This window comes from Streptococcus nidrosiense (genome assembly GCF_042140045.1).
Lineage (GTDB): Bacteria > Bacillota > Bacilli > Lactobacillales > Streptococcaceae > Streptococcus > Streptococcus nidrosiense.
The window spans coordinates 1,056,811-1,076,136 of sequence record NZ_CP152419.1; the positions used below are offsets into that span (position 1 = coordinate 1,056,811).

Below are 19,326 nucleotides of genomic sequence, written 5' to 3' on the forward strand. Positions count from 1 at the left end.
GATGAAATCAGCGTAGTAGAGCCCACTCAACCACTGCGTCTTGCTCGACAATCCAAAGACAATTGAGAGGCTAGGACTTTTGTCCCAGCCTCTTTTTTAGTAGCTGGGATTTTGTACCAGCTTTTATCTCTTATTTCTCAACACGTGATTTGTTGGCGATATCAGCTAGGATTGCTGCTACAAACTCATCATGTTTAAACATTAAAACGGTATCTACTTTCAGAGGAGATATCGTTTTTCTTCTTCGGATAAGGATACAAAAATTTCTTCATTTCTCTATCTTTTAAATGAATTGAATTCTTCAGGGAAAGACTGTAAAATTTTTGATATAATATGTAGGATGGACTGATGGATATTTAAAAGATAATGTTCAAAAGAATTACAGATGAGAAGAAAAATATGTAAGATTGGACAGAAGTCTCTCTACCATCATCCATGCAGAAACAAAATTATATGAAGTAAAAGGAGTAACCAATGACCAGATACTATTCAACACGGGAATACCGTGAGAAATTATATGATGACCTTCATGTTCGATTAAGAGATACAGTGATTTTGATGTGTTCGATTTTTATTGCCTCTATAGGTCTAAATATGAATTCAACAGCTGTCGTTATTGGAGCCATGCTGATTTCCCCTCTTATGACACCGATTGTTGGACTGGGGTTTGGTTTAGCTATTTTTGATACGCGTTTAATCAAGCAATCTCTAGAGGTTTTATTTACTCAAGTATTGGTCAGTTTGCTTGTATCGACTCTGTATTTCTGGATTTCTCCCTTATCTTATGCAAGTAGCGAGTTGATTGCACGAACTTCTCCAACCATTTGGGATGTTCTCATTGCTATTGCGGGTGGGATAGCAGGTGTCATTGGTTCAAGGAAAAAAGAAGCAAACAATATCGTGCCAGGAGTAGCCATTGCAACAGCTCTGATGCCACCTATCTGTACTGCGGGTTATGGCTTAGCTATTGGAAATGGTCGATTTGTATTTGGGGCTCTCTGTCTTTTCTTGATCAACTGTGTCTTTATCATGCTAACCAACATTGTTGGAACAAGAATTTTGATGAGAAAATCTCCTTTAAGTTCATTTAAAGAGCTAAGCATTAAAATGAAAATTGGCTTGCTATCCTTGATTGTATTATTGATTCTTCCAGCCAGCTATTCAGCAGTCACTCTGACGATGGATCAAGCGCGAAAAGAAGGGATCAAACAGTTTGTAGCAAAAGAGTTCGCCAATCACACGGTCATTAATCAAGTCTACAAGTCAAGTAACAATGAATTGGTCTTGACGGTTGTTGGGGATCCGATTTCAGAAGAAGAATTAGAAACCATTCGCCAAAAACAAGCCTCTTACGGTATTCAATCTGTTCAATTGAAAGTCAAGCAATTCAACAATTCGACAAAATTAGATAGTGAGACGATCAAGGAATTTTACGAAAACATTGACAAGTATATCGATCAAAAACTCTCTGAAAAAGATTCACAAGATGACATCGTAAAAGAAATTGAGGCAGACAAGGACTGAGAATATTGACCTTATCTAACTCATGGAAGCAAATCTTGGGAGGATATCCTATATCCAAAAGTTAATGGATAGAAAGGATTGTTGATGAGGATACTATTTGTGGTGGCTTGACCAATCATTACTAACTCAGGTTAAACAAAATAGAAAAGCAACAACTGAAATAGTTGTTGCTTTTTCTTACTGAAAAATGTTTCTCAGACTGTGATCGTTTTATTTCTCAACACGAGATTTATTTGCGATGTCTGCAAGAATCAATTCTACAAATGCATCTACTGGCATGGTTTCTGTTTCTTTTTGACCATAACGGCGAACGTTTACGGCTTGCTCTTCCATTTCCTTGTCACCAACGATCAATTGGTAAGGAATTTTTTGAGTTTGAGAAGCACGAATCTTGAACTGCATTTTTTCATTGCGTTCATCCACATCGGCACGGACACCACGGTCACGAAGTTTCTTAGCCACTTCCCAAGCATAGTCTACGTGTTTTTCGTTAGAAACTGGGATAAGGGTTACTTGGTGAGGTGCAAGCCATGTTGGGAAGGCACCCTTGTAGTTTTCAATCAAGATAGCTGTGAAGCGCTCCATGGTTGAGATAACACCACGGTGAATCATAACTGGACGGTGTTCTTCACCATCAGCTCCGATGTATTTAAGGTCGAAGCGTTCTGGGAGCAAGAAGTCAAGCTGGATAGTAGAGAGGGTTTCTTCTTTTCCAAGAGCTGTCTTAACTTGGATATCCAATTTTGGTCCGTAGAAGGCTGCTTCCCCTTCAGCTTCAAAGTAGTCAAGTCCCATGTCATCCATAGCTGATTTCAACATACGTTGAGCATTTTCCCACATTTCATCATTATCAAAATATTTGTGAGTATCTTGAGGATCACGATATGATAAACGGAAACGATAGTCAGTCAAGTTGAAATCTTCGTAAACATCTATAATCAATTGAAGCGTACGTTGGAACTCATCTTTAATTTGTTCAGGTGTTACGAAAGTGTGACCGTCATTAAGTGACATTTCACGTACACGTTGAAGCCCTGTGAGAGCACCAGATTTTTCATAGCGGTGCATCATACCGATTTCAGCAATACGGATTGGCAATTCACGGTAAGAGTGAACGTGGTGTTTAAAGACTTCGATATGGTGAGGACAGTTCATTGGACGAAGAACGAATTCTTCCCCATCCCCCATATCCATAGTTGGGAACATATCTTCACGGTAGTGATCCCAGTGACCAGAAGTCTTGTAAAGTTCTACTGAGGCAATTGGTGGAGTGTAGACGTGTTGGTAACCAGCAGCGATTTCCTTGTCGACGATGTAGCGCTCCAATTCACGACGGATAGTAGCCCCATTTGGCAACCAGAATGGAAGCCCTTGACCAACCTCTTGAGAAATCATGAAGAGGTCAAGCTCTTTACCAAGTTTACGGTGGTCACGTTCTTTGGCTTCTTCACGCATTTGAAGGTAGTTTTTCAAGTCTTTCTTGTCGAACCAAGCTGTACCATAGATCCGTTGCATCATAGCGTTGTCGCTATTTCCACGCCAGTAAGCACCAGCTACGTTGAGAAGGTGGAAGATTTGGATGCGGCCTGTTGATGGGACGTGAGGGCCACGGCAAAGGTCTACATATTCACCTTGACGATAGATAGTCAAACCACTTTCGTCTTCAGAGTGTTCTTCAATCAATTCTAACTTGTAAGGGTCGTTCTTGAAGATTTCACGCGCTTCATCTTTAGTCACTTCTTCACGAATAGATGGGAAGTTTTCTTTAACGATTTTTTGCATTTCTTCTTCGATACGAGGAAGGTCTTCGTTAGAGATTTGACCAGCTTGGTTGTCTGTATCGTAGTAGAAACCATCTTCAATGGCTGGACCAACGCCCAAGTGAATATCTGGGAAGAGACGACGAGCTGCTTGTGCAAACAAGTGGGCTGCTGAGTGACGCAAGATTGGAAGGGCATCTTCGTGATCAGGTGTCACGATTTCGATGCTACCGTCTTCAGTGATAGCACGAGTAGTATCGATGAGTTTGCCGTTAAATTTACCAGCAAGAGCTTTTTTAGCTAGGGAATTGCTGATGGATTGGGCAATTTCAAAAGTAGTAACGCCAGATTCGAATTCACGAACAGCGCCATCTGGGAAAGTAATTTGAATCATGATTTTCTCCTTATATTGGTTATATATTTTTTTAAAGCAGAAGTGTTATCCTATTTCACAGTCTTAAATAAAGAAAAACAAAAAGCGACATCCTAAAAAGGACGTCGCAACGTGGTTCCACCTTCATTTATGTTCCTCAAAAAAGAGGGACACCTCTGATTGGCTCTAACGTGGCCACCGTTTTATGTTTTCATAAAAGTTAGTAGAGTAGTATCAGTTTAGACTTTCTATGCGTTCTCAGCAACCACGCACTCTCTGGTAGAAAGGTTCTAAGTGACTTGTCTCTATGCATTATTATAGCATGATTGTGAGATTTTTCAAGGATTTTGTGAAAGTTTTTTGTTTTTCAGTTTTTGCATTAGATACCTGATAGCGACACCAATAACTGTACCTAGTAGAATAAGAATTTCATAGGCTAGGAAATAAACAATAATAAATTCTCTGAAAGGAATAATAGTAAAACAATAGAGCAAGCAGCTACCTAGAAGCCAATGCAGTGAAAAACCAAAACGGTAGCTATAAAGAAGTGAAACTATAAAAACTACAATGGGCGAAATGATGAATATATTTAAAAGATAGAGCTCCGTTAGTTTTGGATTTTGTAATAGTAGTATAAATAATCCATAAAGTGGACAATAAAAGAAAAATACGACCAGATAGTAGGGGAGATATTTGAAGAATTTACGCATAATCAATCACCTCGTTATAAAACTATCAACTTAGATGTCCTTCCTATGAATATTATAGCATATTTGCAGTAAGAATAGTAAATCAGTTGACAAAGAAGTTAGTTATTGGTAGAATAGGAAATGTCGTAAAGACAAATAACTTCTTCTTGGTTACAGGCATGCCAACCTGTCACTCGGATGAAGCCAAATAAAAAGGAGAAACATCATGGCAATCTCAAAAGAGAAAAAAAATGAAATCATCGCACAATATGCACGTCACGAAGGTGATACAGGTTCAGTAGAGGTTCAAGTTGCTGTCCTTACTTGGGAAATCAACCACCTTAACGAACACATCAAACAACACAAAAAAGACCACGCTACTTACCGTGGATTGATGAAGAAAATCGGTCGCCGTCGTAACTTGCTTGCATACTTGCGTAAAAACGACGTTAACCGTTACCGTGAGTTGATTAACTCTCTTGGACTTCGTCGCTAATCTGCTTTATTTTCCACTTACATTGCGTTGTCACCTTACCTCGATATACTCAAGTATAATCTTCGGTTACGGTTCCTAGCACTGTAAGGTAAAATAAACCAGATCTTCTCCCTTCGGGGAGATTTTTTTGTTTCACTAAAATTTTTGTACAATCTTCGGCTTGCCGCCTAGTCTATAAACGTTTTATCCAGCAAGAATCATGATGCTAAGGGCGTTAAAAATCCGTATGAAAATAGGGAAAGGACACAGTGTTCGATGAACACAAGGAGTTTCATCTTTTTCACTAGGATTTTAGCCCGAGCTCAAATGAGCTCTCTGACTTCAGGGAGCTTTTTATTTTTTGCCAAGTGCTTAGGCCGTGTTCAATTGAGCATATCTTGAAAGTAAGGCTACTCGATTGAGTAGTCTTTTTATTTTTGTCACCTACCTCGATATACTCAAGTACAATCTTCGGCTTGCCGTCTAGTCTATAAACGTTTTATCCAGCAAGAATCATGATGCTAAGGGCGTAAGAAATCCGTATGAAAATAGGGAAACGACACCGTGTTCGATGAACACAAGGAGTTTCATCTTTTTCACTAGGTTTTTATCCCGAGTTCAAATCAGCTCTCTGACTTAAGAGGGCTTTTTTTGTGCATTTTTCTAGCCTTGTTCCTGATTTAGAAATGTGGTATACTATTTATGAAAATTGTCTAAAATTTTAATTTTTGTTAAAGGAGGGTTTCATGCTTTCCAAATCTTCTGGAAGCCATCAAAACCTGCGATATGTTTTTCTCCTATCTCTGTTGCTGGGAGCTTTGGGAGTTTCTCTATTTTTGGCTGTTTCTATGGGTTCTGTTCAAATTAGCTTGAGTGATACTTATCGGATTATTTTGAGTAAGATGGGGGCCCCTCTGGATATAGGAGAACTTTCGAAGTCTACACTTGCTATTGTTTGGAATATGAGATTACCACGGGTTTTTCTTGGTTTGATAGTTGGTGCAGGCCTTTCCATGTGTGGTAGCGTCATGCAGTCCACAGTCAATAATCCAATCGCAGAGCCCTATGTGTTAGGAATTTCAGCTGGTGCAACCTTTGGAGCAACTTTGAGTATTATTCTTGGATTTAAAGTTTTGATTGGTCTAGGTTCTTTCCTTGGAGCGCTTGTGGCAACAGTTGCAGTCCTTCTGATTGCTTCTATGCAAGGCAGGATGACAACTTCCAGCCTGATTTTATCAGGAACGGTCGTGAATGCGCTATTTTTGGCTTTTTCAAACTTTATTATCTCTATTGGTGCCAATGCTGATAGCGTTATGACCATCAAGTTTTGGACCATGGGTTCCTTAGCGGGAACCTCCTGGGCTCACTTAACTTTGCCAACAGTAGTAGTGGGAATAGCTTTCTTATTTTTCTCTACCCAATATCGTGTTTTTAATGCCATGATGATGGGAGATGAGGCGGCTTTGACCTTGGGAATTCCCTTGCGTTTTTACTGGTATCTCTATGTGACGATTGTGGCTATAATGACAGCAATCTTGGTATCGACCTGTGGGATTATTGGTTTTGTTGGCCTCATCACACCTCATCTAGCCCGAAGTTTGGTTGGGACAAATTACAGAAGGCTATTTCCGATAGCTACTTTACTAGGTGCCCTCTTTGTCGTTTGGGCAGATGTTCTTGCTCGTGTCTTGATTCAGAATGCTGAACTTCCGATTGGTATCTTCACAGCCTTAGTAGGTGCACCTTTCTTTATCTACATGGTTGGAAGTAGACGAAGGGAGGTGAGGGTCTGATATGGACTTAATGTGTCAGGATATTCACTTTGGAATCGGTGAGAAAAAAATTCTCAAAGGAATCTCACTTAAACTTGAGGGCAAGCAATTTCATACCATTTTAGGACCAAATGGCAGTGGGAAGACTAGCTTGTTGAAACTCCTCTATCGACAGGAAAAGCCTGATCAGGGCTTGATTTCTCTAGATGGAAAGCCACTGGAACAATTGAGCGTCAAGGAAACGGCAAAGCAGATGGCAGTCGTCACGCAGTTTAATCAGTTACAATTTGATTGTACGGTTGAGGAAATTGTCATGCTGGGCAGAACACCCCATCTCTCTTTCTTACAAAAGGAAAAAGACAGTGATTTTGCTCTGGTTGAGGATGCTTTGGTCAAGGTAGATATGTTAGAAAAGAGAAATCGACTCTACTCTTCTTTGTCAGGAGGAGAGAAGCAGCGGGTTTTGTTGGCACGTGCCTTGGCACAAGAACCGACTCTCCTGCTCTTAGACGAACCGACCAATCATTTAGATATCAAGTACCAGCTAGACTTGTTAACCATTGTCAAACATCTCAATATCAATGTACTAGCAGTATTACATGATATTCAGCTAGCTTGTCGCTATTCAGACTATCTCTACCTAATGAAAGAAGGAGAGATTGTTTACCAAGGGACTCCAAAAGAGACCATCACACCCGAGTCATTGCAGGCTATCTATGACGTCCAAAGTAAGGTAACTTGGACAGAAGATCAGCAAGCTATGATTCACTATTTATAAAAAATGAAAAGGAAAACAAAACATGAAAAAATCACTTAGTATATTGCTCCTAACAGTAGCTACCTTAACTTTAGCAGCTTGTGGAAATAGTGCAACAGAAAAAGCTACCACACAATCAAGCACAGAGACAAGTCAAAAGGCTAGTACAGAAACCAGCTATCCTGTAACCATCAAAACTTATGACGCTAAAGGAAATGAAGTCGAACAAGTATTTGAAAAGGCTCCTGAAAAGGTCATCACCAACAACCTTTCAACAACTGAAATCCTACTTGAACTCGGTTTGAAGGATAAAATTGCTGGTATGCTCAATCCTGATAATGCCGTAACTGGTAAATACAAGGATGCTATTGAAGCCATCCCTCATATTGGTGATAAAAAGTCTGTCTCACAAGAAACAGTTCTTTCTTATGAACCAGATGCCTTGATGGGACGCAACATGATGTTTTCTGAAAAGTCAATGGGAACCATTAGTGCTTGGAATGAAAACAAAATCCCTATTTATACGCAAAAAGCTTCACTTTCAACTATCCAACAAGATTTAGGAAATATCGTAGAAGATGTGAAGAATCTTGGTACCATTTTCAATGTCCAAGACAAGGCTAATCAATACGCAGAGCAATTACAAGCTAAAATCGATGCGGTTAAAAAAGCTAACCCAGAAACACAGGGTGAAAAGAAAAAGGCTTTGATTATGGTTGCTTATAACGACGAAACCTTTGGTGCCTACAAGTCAGCCCTTCAAGAAAGTTTGCTCAACCAACTTGGTTACACAAATGTCGCAACAGGAACATCTGGTTTGACCTTGGAAAACTTAGTATCAATGGAACCAGAGTTGATTATCTATGTAACCAGCGACCGCAATCAAAAGTTGGATGAAAAAGCAGTGGATTTGATGAAGGCAAATGCTGTTTTGGAAAATGTCCCAGCAATCAAGAACCAAAAAATCATGACTATCTCTTACGATGAGTTGATGGATTACGGTCCTGCAGTGATTGATTCCCTTGAAAAAATCAATGACTTTATCAAGAAATAAGGAGTTTAACTGGGAAGGGATTCAGGTTAGGGTCAGCCTTCCTTCAACCTATGACTCTAAACAAGCCTACCCAGTTGTGCTCTTAAACGATGGGGAACTGGATTATTTATCAGACCTATCCCAATTTGTGATCTTAGTAGGTTTGATTCCAGAAAATCGTCTGGATGACTTTACACCTTGGAAAGCTAGTGCGTTGAAAGAAGGGGCCCCAGATTTTGGTGGGAAGGGAGACGACTATCATCAGAAGCTCTTTCAAGGAATTCTAACAGCTCTAAAAAAAGACTACTTGATAGATGAAAGCAGGATTGCTTATGGAGGCTATTCACTGGGGGGGCTTGCTGCTGTCTATAGTCTCTATAGTAATCATCTTCCTGCGACCTGTATCTTTTCTATCTGTGGTTCTTTCTGGTATCCAGACTTTATAGACTTTTGCAGGGAGCATGACTCGATGCAGAGCCAAAGCCTTATTTATCTGCAAAATGGTCAGACAGAAGGTGCCAATCATTTCAATCGTCTGTCTAAGGCTCCCGTTTATGCAGAGGAAATACATAAACTGATCTCAGAGAAAGTTCCATCAACTTATTCTACTTTTGATGCTTATGGGCATCATGAAGCTCTTAAGCAACGCTATCATCATTTTTGTGATTGGCTGAGAGAAGAGTGGAAGCTTACGTAAAAAATCTAATACTCTTTGTTTAGGATGGACAGAGAGTATTTTTTTGTCTTTATTCGGGTATATTTTGAAATTTCCGCGTGATTATACAAACCGAAAGTTTAACTGTAATGCATCAAAATGTGGTATAATGAATAGACAGATAGAATCGAGGATATTATGTCATTTACGAAATTTAAGTTTAAAAAATATATAGAGGAAGCCTTGGAGGAGTTGAAGTTTACCACTCCAACAGATGTGCAAGATAAGTTGATTCCTATTGTCCTGGCAGGTCGTGACTTGGTTGGTGAATCAAAAACAGGTTCAGGGAAAACTCATACCTTCTTGCTTCCAATTTTCCAACAGTTGGATGAAGAGAGCGATAGCGTGCAGGCAGTTATCACAGCTCCAAGTCGTGAATTAGCGACTCAGATTTACCAAGCTGCTCGTCAAATTGCAGGCCACTCGGATGTAGAAGTACGTGTCGTTAACTACGTTGGTGGAACAGACAAGGCGCGCCAAATTGACAAACTGGCAAGCAACCAGCCCCATATTGTTATCGGAACACCAGGTCGTATCTATGATTTGGTAAAAACAGGCGATTTGGCTATTCACAAGGCTAAGACCTTTGTTGTCGATGAAGCTGACATGACCTTGGATATGGGATTCTTGGAGACGGTTGATAAGATTGCAGGAAGTCTTCCAAAAGACTTGCAGTTTATGGTCTTTTCAGCGACTATTCCGCAAAAATTGCAACCATTCTTGAAAAAATACTTGTCTAATCCAGTTATGGAAAGAATCAAGACCAAAACAGTTATCTCAGATACCATTGATAACTGGTTGATTTCGACTAAAGGTCGTGATAAGAATGCCCAGATTTATGAATTGACTCAAGTCATGCAACCATATCTAGCCATGATTTTTGTCAATACTAAGACTCGTGCAGATGAATTGCATACATATTTAACAGCCCAAGGCTTGAAGGTTGCTAAGATTCATGGAGATATTGCTCCTCGTGAACGCAAACGGATCATGAATCAGGTCAAGAACCTTGATTTTGAGTACATCGTTGCGACTGACTTGGCTGCGCGTGGGATTGACATTGAAGGTGTCAGCCACGTTATCAATGATGCTATTCCACAGGACTTGTCCTTCTTTGTCCACCGTGTTGGACGAACTGGACGTAATGGTCTGCCTGGTACAGCCATTACTCTTTACCAGCCTAGTGACGACTCAGATATTCGTGAGTTAGAGAAACTAGGGATCAAGTTTGTGCCTAAGATGGTTAAAGACGGAGAATTCCAAGATACCTATGACCGCGATCGTCGTGCCAATCGTGAGAAGAAACAGGAAAAACTGGACATCGAAATGATTGGTTTGGTTAAAAAGAAAAAGAAAAAAGTCAAACCAGGATATAAGAAAAAAATCCAGTGGGCTGTCGATGAAAAACGCCGTAAAACCAAGCGAGCAGAAGGTCGTGCTCGTGGACGTGCAGAGCGAAAAGCTAAGCGCCAGACATTTTAAAATTGAAACAAACACCCTGAGACAAGTATTTCAGGGTGTTTTTATGATATCAAAAAGGAAAGCAGAAGTGCTTTCCTTTTTGGTATAAAATATGTGCTTTCTATGACTAGGCAATTTTCTTAATCGAAAAATTACGAAATAGAAAGAGATATTTCAAATCCATGCATCCATTCGGATTTCACTACGATGTCGATTTTTAAAGCATCTGCTAATTGTTTGACAAGATAGAGACCCATGCCTGTTGATTTTTTCCTTGTCTCTCCTGAATCACCTGTAAATCCTTTTTCAAAGATATGAGGGAGGTCGCAAGCTTTAACTCCACACCCATTATCCCTAATAATCAGGGTTTTGCGCCCCTTGTCACTTGACATAGAAATCTTGAGTTCTGGTTTGTCAGAGCAATATTTAAGGGCGTTGGCTAGTATTTGAGACAGGATAAATTCAAAACTGCGTTGATCGGTGTAGCAGATTCCTTGTATGTTTTCTAACTTAATCGTAAAATTCTTTTCTTTGAGCAAGGGATCAAAGTTCTCCAAAAGATCTTGGATACACTCTTCTAGGTCAAGGTCTTCAAATAGAAAATCATTTTTCTCACTTTTCACCCTGTAGTAGAATAAGATCTGTGATACATTTCCTTGGATTTGGTTTTTCACATAGTCCAATTTAAAAGCAGTATCCTCAGGTAGTTGGTCACTTTGATTGTCTAAAAGGAGGGAAAGAAGCGATAAAGGAAGTTTAATCTCATGCGCCCATTTTTCAACATAGTCCTCGTACTCGGCTAGTAATGAGTTGAGTTTTCCTATTTGAGCCTGCTTTTGATAAAGTGTATCTGCTATTTTTTCAATGCTTTCTTTCTCTGAGGCACTTGATAAATTCAATAATTCAAGCTCAGTATCGATCTTAGGATTGGCTATGAAGGATTTATAGGCGGTGGCTTTTTTTCTTTCTTTTCTTATAAGTAAGAATGATAGGACGAAAAAAAGCAGGACGGTGGCTAAAATATAGAGAAGAATGAGAGCTTGAAACATTCTCACATCTGAAAGCCAAAGCAGGACAGCTGTAAATAGATCAAATGCTAAGAGAACAAGTAACCAAGGCAGATAACTCGCTAGATATTTTAGATTATCTTTCATCTGGACTTACCTCTTCTAGCTTGTAACCAATACCTCTGACGGACTTGACTTGAAGAGCAATGCCAGCCTGTTTCATCACCTTTTTCAGCCTTGCAATGTTTACTTGTAGGGCATTTTCATCGATGAACTCAGTTGTATTCCACAGTTTCATACTTAGTTCTTCTTTTGTGACGACAGAATCAGTTGCCACTAATAAGCTTTCTAACAATTTCCCTTGATTTTGGGGGAGTAAAATCGAATGTCCGTTGATATAAAGAGTATAGGTATTTCTATCCAGCAGGAAATTATCTTTTTCAAGCAAATTTTGTCTACCTTCATAGCGTTTCAAAATGTTTTCTATACGAGCCAAGAATCTTTCTTTCTTGAAAGGTTTTGTTAAGTACTCGTCAGCCCCTAATTTTAGGGCGTAAATCTCATCTTTTAGTTGTTCACGGGAGGTGAGAACCAATATGGGCAAAGAGCGTTTGGACTTGAGATTTTTACAAATTTGAAAACCTGTTTCTCCTGGCAAATTCAAATCCAGTATGATTAAATCCGTATCGTATTGCAGCACTTGCTGGCTTGTATCTTTGAAGTCAGTCAACTTATCAACTTGATAACCCGCTTTCTCTAACAAAATGACAATTTCATCTCGAATCAAGGCTTCATCTTCAATAACCAGAATATGCTTCATATCGGCTCCTCCTTTTCCTATTTTATTCTACCTTATTCATCTCTTTTGGGTTCCATTAATGACAACAAGTACTTGTTGCTATTTTTCTTTACAATTCTTATATAGATGATCTCAAATCCAGCTAACAGCAGTATTATCAGCATGGCTGTGAAAAATTTCTGCCCCATGGCCATTCTTGCATTGGCTGGTACTATTCCTGTGAGGAGGGAGCTCACTCCGAAGCTACTACTGATAAGTGCAAGGGCTATTGGCAGACCAAAATACCAATTGATTTGCTTTTCTGAAGATTTACAAAGAGTTTCGTAGTTTGCTCCGAGATGGATTAAAGTCTGGTATCGTCTGTAGGATTGTCTTTGTCCCATCAAAAACTGAACGCCGATAATTGTATTTGCGACAACAAGGAAGATGATAGCCAGATAGATGGTGATATAGCTGGCAGAGATAATGTAAAATAATTGTCTTCCCATGTTTTGTATATAACTTTCATAGCCAAGAGGGCTTTGATTCAGCTTTTTATTGGTATCTGAGATAGCTTTCATCAGGCCTTTTTCCTTGACCAGCTCAGGAGCCAAGATACCACTAACATAATTTGAATACCGACCATCTGTATAGCTCATAAAGGTCTCATCTGGGACTATGAGGGCTACAGAAATGTTTATTTCACGATCCGTTACAATTGGTAAAGACTGAACCTCTCCAATCAATTTTACATCATTTTCCATGACTTTGATTTGAGGATTTGTTTTCAGAACAGAGTTAACTAGATTCTCATCCGGGAGAAAATCTTTTCCCATATACAAGTAGGTTTCCTTGTTTGTTAATTCTAGAGGAGGGAGACTGGCAGCCTTTCTAAGCTCATTGTATTCAGAGAGTGGCAAAAGGTGGCAACTTATATACTTCTGGAAATTATGGACTAAGACTTCCTTGTTTTTACTTTCTTTTTGCTCTTTCAATACCTTGATGAACTTTTCAAAGGACACGGACTCGTGTTCTTTCGGTTTGCCCACTTTGATTTGTAGAATCTTTGAAAACTGTGATGCCAGTCCAGCAGCTTCAAGCTCTTTTTTAACTGTATTCATATCAAGATTTTCATCTGTTTCCTGCTTGCTATCTCTAAATGTATAATCCAAAACGTGGGTTTGATTGCCTGAATTGCCACTTGCAATGGCAACACCTGCTCCAAAGAGGCACAGGGCAGAGAAGATTAAGAGGGAGCAGATAGCCAGTATAGTTGAGCGTTGGATAACTAATTCCTGAATCTGTCTAAAATTATAGGTGTGGAGTTTTCGATTGCTTCCAAGCTTGACCAAAAAGTCTATAAACAAACGCATACCAAAGAAGAGTAGTATAGTTCCTAGAGTCCCCAAGAGAACAGTGATGCCCATTGTTATGACATTTTCCCAAGCTCGTCCACTCATCCCCAAGTAATAGGCTGTTCCTAGAAGCAAAATTCCGAGGACAGAAGCAAGAAGGTACACACCCTTGGGGAGTAGTTTCTTCATGCCAGAAGGAGAATAGGATAGCAAATCTCCGATTTCCTTATTGGCTGTTTTTGCACTTAAAAGAATAAAGACAGCTAATTTTACGGCTAGGAAACCGATGATTGTATAGAATAGAGCTGTAGTAGATAGAGAAAATTGATGTTCAATAATCCCTAGCCCAACAATTTTAGCAGTTATTAGGCTAATCAGTTCTGAAATCAAGATTGAAATTGGAAGACCTATTCCAAGAGCAAGGATACTGTTTCTCAAATCCTCGAGTAGGAGCAGCAAGAACAGTTTGCTTCTTCGCATCCCTAGCGTTAGATAGACACCAAATTCATGTTTTCTCCTTTCCATCTGCATACTGCTTGCGAAGTAGACTAGAAAAAAGAGAATAAAGAGCGTTGCTACGTAAAGAATGGGAATCATGCTAAAGAGTTTATCTACAGCATGACTCTCTATTTGTTTTAGAAAGATCATCACATCTTGATGGGACAAAGAAAGGATGATGTAAAAGGAGATAATAGAAAGAACCATGGAACTGAAATACAAGCCATTATTCTTTCGATCTCTCTTGCTATTTCTTGAGACTAATTTAGAAAACATTGCCATCACCTCCAGCCAGTACAGACATGACCTTTAGTATTCTGTGGTAAAAATCTTCTTGACTTTCTCTTGGATAATCGCGTCGAATTTCATGGAATAGTTTTCCGTCTTGGATAAACAAGATGCGGTTGCAAAAGCTGGCAGCGACTGAATCGTGGGTCACCATGAGAATGGTGGTTTCTTCCACTTGATTCATTTCGGATAATTTTTGCATCAAAATGGTCGCATTTTTTGAATCCAAAGCTCCTGTGGGCTCATCTGCAAATACAATCTTAGGGTCTAAAATCAAGGCACGCGCAGCAGCTACCCTTTGCCGTTGACCACCTGATAATTGAGATGGGAACTTATCCAGAAGTTCAGAAATATCTAGATATTGGGAAAGCAATTCTAACCGAACCTTACTTTCGTTGGCATCGACCTTGTGCAAAGACAAGGGGAGTAAAATATTTTCTTTGGCTGTCAGATTGTCCAAAAGCTCAAAATTTTGAAAGAGGTAACCAATTTCCTTGCCACGATAATCAGCTAACTGACTACCTTTTAACTGACCTAAATCTTTTTCTTGCATTTGAATGGAGCCGTCAGTTGGTTTGATGATAGTAGCGAGACAGTTAAGAAGGGTTGTTTTCCCAGAACCACTGCTCCCCATAATCCCTAAGAACTCACCTTTAACAACTTGAAAAGATATACCGTTCAAGGCTTTGGTGATATTCGGCTCTTTTCCATAATGCTTTTTTAATGATTCTACTCGTAAAATTGTTTCCATGTGAAACACCTCCATCTTTTGTTACTTTCATTATAATATGAATCAGAGTAGAATAACACTTACGGATGATGTAAGAAATCTTTATCATTAGGTTATTGGAGCTATACTTACTATATTATAGCATGGTTTCAAGGATTTAAAAAGAGGAGTTGAGAGTCGAGAAATTTTCCTATTATTGAAATTATAAAAAATAATACCACTGTAGTCCATGCTCCAGCAGTATTATTTATTATTTTATAGGAAACTTTACTCCCACTCAACAGTTGCAGGTGGTTTACTTGTAATATCGTAGACGATACGGTTAACGTGGTCAACTTCGTTTACGATACGAACAGAGATTTTTTGTAGGACTTCCCAAGGAATCTTAGCGAAGTCAGCTGTCATTCCATCGATAGAAGTGATAGCACGGATAGCAATTGTATAGTCATAAGTACGACCGTCCCCCATAACACCTACTGAACGAACGCCAGTGTTAACAGTGAAATATTGCCAGATATCACGATCAAGACCTGCTTTGGCAATTTCTTCACGAAGGATAGCGTCTGATTCGCGAACTGTTTCAAGTTTTTCTTCAGTGATTTCACCCATGACACGGATAGCAAGTCCTGGACCTGGGAATGGTTGGCGCCATACGATGTGGTCTGGCATGCCAAGTTCAGTACCGAGGGCACGAACTTCATCCTTGTAAAGAGTATTTAAAGGCTCGATGAGTTCAAACTGCATATCTTCAGGAAGTCCACCCACGTTGTGGTGAGACTTGATGGTTTGAGCAGTATCGGTACCAGACTCAATCACATCCGTATAGAGTGTTCCTTGAGCAAGGAATTTCACATCTGTTAGTTTGCTTGCTTCGTCATCAAAGACATAAACAAACTCGTTACCGATAATCTTCCGTTTTTGTTCAGGATCAGATACACCAGCCAATTTATCAAGGAAACGTTTGGCAGCATCTGCCTTAACGATGTTCAACCCAAACTTACCACCAAGCATATCCATAACTTGATCAGCTTCCCCTTTACGAAGAAGACCGTGGTCTACAAAGATACAGATTAATTGATCCCCGATGGCTTTTTGGAGAAGAACCCCAACAACAGAAGAGTCAACACCACCAGAAAGTCCGAGGAGAACACGTTTGTCTCCAACTTTCTCACGGATTTGTTTGATTTGCATCTCGATGAAGTTATCCATTGTCCAGTCGCCTTTGGCACCACAGATGTTCAAGGCAAAGTTACGGAGGATATCATAACCGTGTACTGAGTGGCGAACTTCAGGGTGGAATTGGATACCATAGATTTTCTTGTCTGGATTTTCGATTGATGCATAAGGACAGTCAGCTGATGTACCAGTACGAATGAAATCAGCAGGAATTTCTGTAACAGCATCTCCGTGGCTCATCAAGACAAGTTGCTCATCTGGAGTACCCGCAAAAAGAGCAGACTCGGTGTGAGTAAGAGTGGATTGTCCATACTCACGGTTACCAGCATCACCTGCAGGAACAACCTTTCCTCCAAGCTTGTGAGTTAATAGCTGCATACCGTAGCAGATTCCTAAAATTGGAATTCCAAGTTCAAAAATCTCTGGATCAATATCAAATGAGCCTTCTTCATAAACAGAGTTTGGACCACCTGAAAGTACAATCCCGATAGGATTGATAGCGCGGACTTCGTCAGCCGAAATCTTGTGACTTTTTAGTTCTGAAAAGACACCAATCTCACGGATACGACGTGAGATAAGTTGGTTATACTGGCTACCATAGTCCAGTACGATGATCTTTTCGACATCTTGCAAATCAGTTGAAATGTTGGTCATCTTTTCCCTTTCTTAAAAGAAATATCTTCTTGAATATTCTATCATAAATGCCCCAGAATTACCAACCAAACAAGTGCAGTTTGACTTTTCCCCATGAGATAGGGTACAATGGAAAAAATAAAGAAAAGAAGTGAGCAAGCATGTTACCAGCTTATATGAAAATTCACGACCAAATCAAAAAAGGTATTGATGAGGGAAATTGGAAAATTGGAGAAAGACTTCCAAGTGAGCGAGACTTAGCTGAGGAATTTGAGGTTAGCCGTATGACACTGCGTCAAGCTATCTCCCTTTTGGTCGAGGAAGGAGTTTTGGAGCGTCGTGTGGGTAGCGGGACCTTTGTTTCTAGTACTCGTGTTCAGGAAAAAATGCGTGGAACGACCAGTTTTACGGAAATTGTGAAGGCTCAGGGGAAAACACCATCGAGTCATCTGATTTCCTATCGTCGGACTATTCCTAATGAGCAAGAAGTTGAAAAATTAGGGATCAAGACCACTGAAAATATTATTCGAATGGAACGTGTTCGTTATGCAGATCAAGTTCCTGTGGTCTATGAAGTAGCATCTATTCCTGAGAAATTTATCAAGAATTTCAAGAAAGAAGAAGTAACCAAGCACTTCTTTCAAACCTTACAGAAACATGGTTATCGGATTGGTAAATCTCACCAAACTATTTATGCTCGTCTAGCCAAGGAAAAGATTGCTCATTATCTAGAAGTAGAAAAAGGTCATGCTATTTTAGGACTGACTCAGGTTTCTTACTTTGATGACGGTACAGCTTTTGAGTATGTAAAGAGCCAATACGTCGGAGAACGTTTTGAGTTTTATCTAGAAAATAATTAGTTTTTAAGAAATCTCTTGAAGTTGGAAATCCTATCCACTTTAAGAGTTTTTATTTGGCTAAGATTAGAAAACATTTTCCAATTAAGAAAAATAGTAATCATACGAGTATTTTTCAAAGATTCGTGTTATAATAGTTAGGTTATATGGTCCCGATAAGGTGGTAGTGAACATCGTTTAACTATTCTCTACCAGTACTTTGTAACTCTATAACGAATATTTTTTAAGGGGGGACATTTTTATGTCAGAACGTAAATTATTCACGTCTGAATCTGTATCTGAGGGGCATCCAGATAAGATTGCAGACCAAATTTCAGATGCTATCTTGGATGCTATTTTAGAGCAAGATCCAGAAGCCCACGTTGCTGCTGAAACAGCTGTTTATACTGGTTCAGTTCATGTTTTTGGTGAAATTTCAACCAATGCCTATGTAGATATTAACCGTGTGGTACGTGATACGATTGCAGAGATTGGCTATACCAACACTGAGTATGGATTCTCAGCTGAAACAGTAGGAGTTCATCCATCATTGGTAGAGCAATCTCCTGATATCGCCCAAGGTGTTAATGAAGCCTTGGAAGTTCGTGGAAACGCAGATCAAGATCCACTTGATTTGATTGGAGCTGGAGACCAAGGTCTCATGTTTGGTTTTGCGGTTAATGAAACTGAAGAACTCATGCCATTGCCAATTTCACTCAGCCACAAGTTGGTTCGTCGTTTGGCAGAGCTTCGTAAGTCTGGTGAAATCAGCTATCTTCGTCCAGATGCTAAATCTCAAGTCACTGTTGAATATGATGAAAATGACCAGCCAGTACGCGTGGATACAGTCGTTATTTCAACTCAACACGATCCAGAAGTTAGCAATGAACAAATTCATGAAGATGTGATTAACAAGGTTATCAAAGAAGTGATTCCAGCATCTTATCTTGATGATGAGACAAAATTCTTCATCAATCCAACAGGTCGTTTCGTTATCGGAGGACCTCAAGGAGACTCAGGTTTGACTGGTCGTAAGATCATCGTGGATACTTATGGTGGTTACTCACGTCACGGTGGTGGTGCCTTCTCTGGTAAGGATGCGACTAAGGTTGACCGTTCAGCTTCTTATGCAGCTCGCTACATTGCAAAAAACATCGTTGCTGCAGGTCTCGCTAAGAAAGCAGAAGTGCAATTGGCTTATGCCATTGGTGTAGCTCAACCTGTATCTGTTCGTATCGATACCTTCGGTACTGGAACAGTAGCTGAAAGCAAGCTTGAAAAAGCAGCACGTCAAATCTTTGACCTTCGTCCAGCAGGAATCATTCAAATGCTGGACCTCAAACGTCCAATTTACCGTCAAACAGCGGCTTATGGACACATGGGACGTACAGATATCGATCTTCCATGGGAACGCTTGGATAAGGTAGAAGCCTTGAAAGAAGCAGTTAAATAAAGTAAAAAGGAGT

Annotated in this window: 16 protein-coding genes; 9 read left to right on the forward strand and 7 right to left on the reverse strand. The window is 39.7% G+C overall.

The window, feature by feature from the left end:
• Window positions 1-474: 474 nt before the first annotated feature.
• Window positions 475-1,524, forward strand: a complete 1,050-nt coding sequence (locus AAFQ93_RS05065) for a DUF389 domain-containing protein (RefSeq protein WP_375554838.1) — start codon at window positions 475-477, stop codon at window positions 1,522-1,524.
• 210 nt (window positions 1,525-1,734) lie between these two features.
• Here AAFQ93_RS05065 and thrS read toward each other — a convergent pair whose 3' ends face one another.
• Window positions 1,735-3,678, reverse strand: a complete 1,944-nt coding sequence (gene thrS / locus AAFQ93_RS05070; protein ID WP_375554839.1) for a threonine--tRNA ligase — start codon at window positions 3,676-3,678, stop codon at window positions 1,735-1,737.
• 317 nt (window positions 3,679-3,995) lie between these two features.
• Window positions 3,996-4,367 (reverse strand): hypothetical protein, encoded by a 372-nt coding sequence (locus tag AAFQ93_RS05075; RefSeq protein WP_375554840.1) that lies wholly within the window; start codon window positions 4,365-4,367, stop codon window positions 3,996-3,998.
• Window positions 4,368-4,572: 205 nt separating this feature from the next.
• On the opposite strand from AAFQ93_RS05075, the gene rpsO reads away from it, so the two are divergent.
• The 6 genes from rpsO to AAFQ93_RS05105 all read left to right on the forward strand — a co-directional run bounded on the left by rpsO (window position 4,573) and on the right by AAFQ93_RS05105 (window position 10,580).
• Window positions 4,573-4,842 carry a 30S ribosomal protein S15 gene (gene rpsO, locus AAFQ93_RS05080; RefSeq protein ID WP_001018251.1) on the forward strand — a complete coding sequence of 90 codons (270 nt, stop codon included), beginning with the start codon at window positions 4,573-4,575 and terminating at the stop codon, window positions 4,840-4,842.
• Window positions 4,843-5,567: 725 nt separating this feature from the next.
• Window positions 5,568-6,614 (forward strand): FecCD family ABC transporter permease, encoded by a 1,047-nt coding sequence (locus tag AAFQ93_RS05085; RefSeq protein WP_375554846.1) that lies wholly within the window; start codon window positions 5,568-5,570, stop codon window positions 6,612-6,614.
• Window position 6,615: 1 nt separating this feature from the next.
• Window positions 6,616-7,371 carry an ABC transporter ATP-binding protein gene (locus AAFQ93_RS05090; RefSeq protein ID WP_375554847.1) on the forward strand — a complete coding sequence of 252 codons (756 nt, stop codon included), beginning with the start codon at window positions 6,616-6,618 and terminating at the stop codon, window positions 7,369-7,371.
• Between the two features lie 22 nt (window positions 7,372-7,393).
• On the forward strand, window positions 7,394-8,404 hold the full coding sequence (locus tag AAFQ93_RS05095) for an ABC transporter substrate-binding protein (protein ID WP_375554848.1): 1,011 nt from the start codon (window positions 7,394-7,396) through the stop codon (window positions 8,402-8,404).
• Entirely contained in the window at window positions 8,385-9,080 is a 696-nt protein-coding gene (locus tag AAFQ93_RS05100) for an alpha/beta hydrolase (RefSeq protein ID WP_375554849.1), read from the forward strand. Before AAFQ93_RS05095 ends, AAFQ93_RS05100 begins: the two co-directional genes overlap by 20 nt.
• Window positions 9,081-9,236: 156 nt before the next feature.
• Window positions 9,237-10,580: a DEAD/DEAH box helicase gene (locus AAFQ93_RS05105; RefSeq protein WP_375554850.1), complete on the forward strand. Its 1,344-nt coding sequence runs from the start codon at window positions 9,237-9,239 to the stop codon at window positions 10,578-10,580.
• A gap of 131 nt (window positions 10,581-10,711) precedes the next feature.
• Here AAFQ93_RS05105 and AAFQ93_RS05110 read toward each other — a convergent pair whose 3' ends face one another.
• From AAFQ93_RS05110 to guaA, 5 genes are all read right to left on the reverse strand, one after another.
• On the reverse strand, window positions 10,712-11,713 hold the full coding sequence (locus tag AAFQ93_RS05110) for a sensor histidine kinase (protein WP_375554851.1): 1,002 nt from the start codon (window positions 11,711-11,713) through the stop codon (window positions 10,712-10,714).
• A complete protein-coding gene (locus AAFQ93_RS05115; protein WP_375554852.1) occupies window positions 11,703-12,386 on the reverse strand; it encodes a response regulator transcription factor in 684 nt (227 codons plus the stop codon). Before AAFQ93_RS05115 ends, AAFQ93_RS05110 begins: the two co-directional genes overlap by 11 nt.
• Window positions 12,387-12,418: 32 nt before the next feature.
• Entirely contained in the window at window positions 12,419-14,473 is a 2,055-nt protein-coding gene (locus AAFQ93_RS05120) for an FtsX-like permease family protein (protein ID WP_375554853.1), read from the reverse strand.
• Window positions 14,463-15,236, reverse strand: a complete 774-nt coding sequence (locus AAFQ93_RS05125; protein WP_371561145.1) for an ABC transporter ATP-binding protein — start codon at window positions 15,234-15,236, stop codon at window positions 14,463-14,465. Before AAFQ93_RS05125 ends, AAFQ93_RS05120 begins: the two co-directional genes overlap by 11 nt.
• 246 nt (window positions 15,237-15,482) lie before the next feature.
• The gene (gene guaA, locus AAFQ93_RS05130; protein WP_223140761.1) at window positions 15,483-17,045 is read right to left on the reverse strand and encodes a glutamine-hydrolyzing GMP synthase; all 1,563 of its coding nucleotides are present in this window, start codon (window positions 17,043-17,045) and stop codon (window positions 15,483-15,485) included.
• A gap of 140 nt (window positions 17,046-17,185) precedes the next feature.
• On the opposite strand from guaA, the gene AAFQ93_RS05135 reads away from it, so the two are divergent.
• Window positions 17,186-17,884 (forward strand): GntR family transcriptional regulator, encoded by a 699-nt coding sequence (locus tag AAFQ93_RS05135; protein ID WP_153225419.1) that lies wholly within the window; start codon window positions 17,186-17,188, stop codon window positions 17,882-17,884.
• A 238-nt stretch (window positions 17,885-18,122) separates the two neighbouring features.
• Window positions 18,123-19,313, forward strand: a complete 1,191-nt coding sequence (metK, locus tag AAFQ93_RS05140; protein ID WP_195184351.1) for a methionine adenosyltransferase — start codon at window positions 18,123-18,125, stop codon at window positions 19,311-19,313.
• Window positions 19,314-19,326 lie beyond the last annotated feature (13 nt).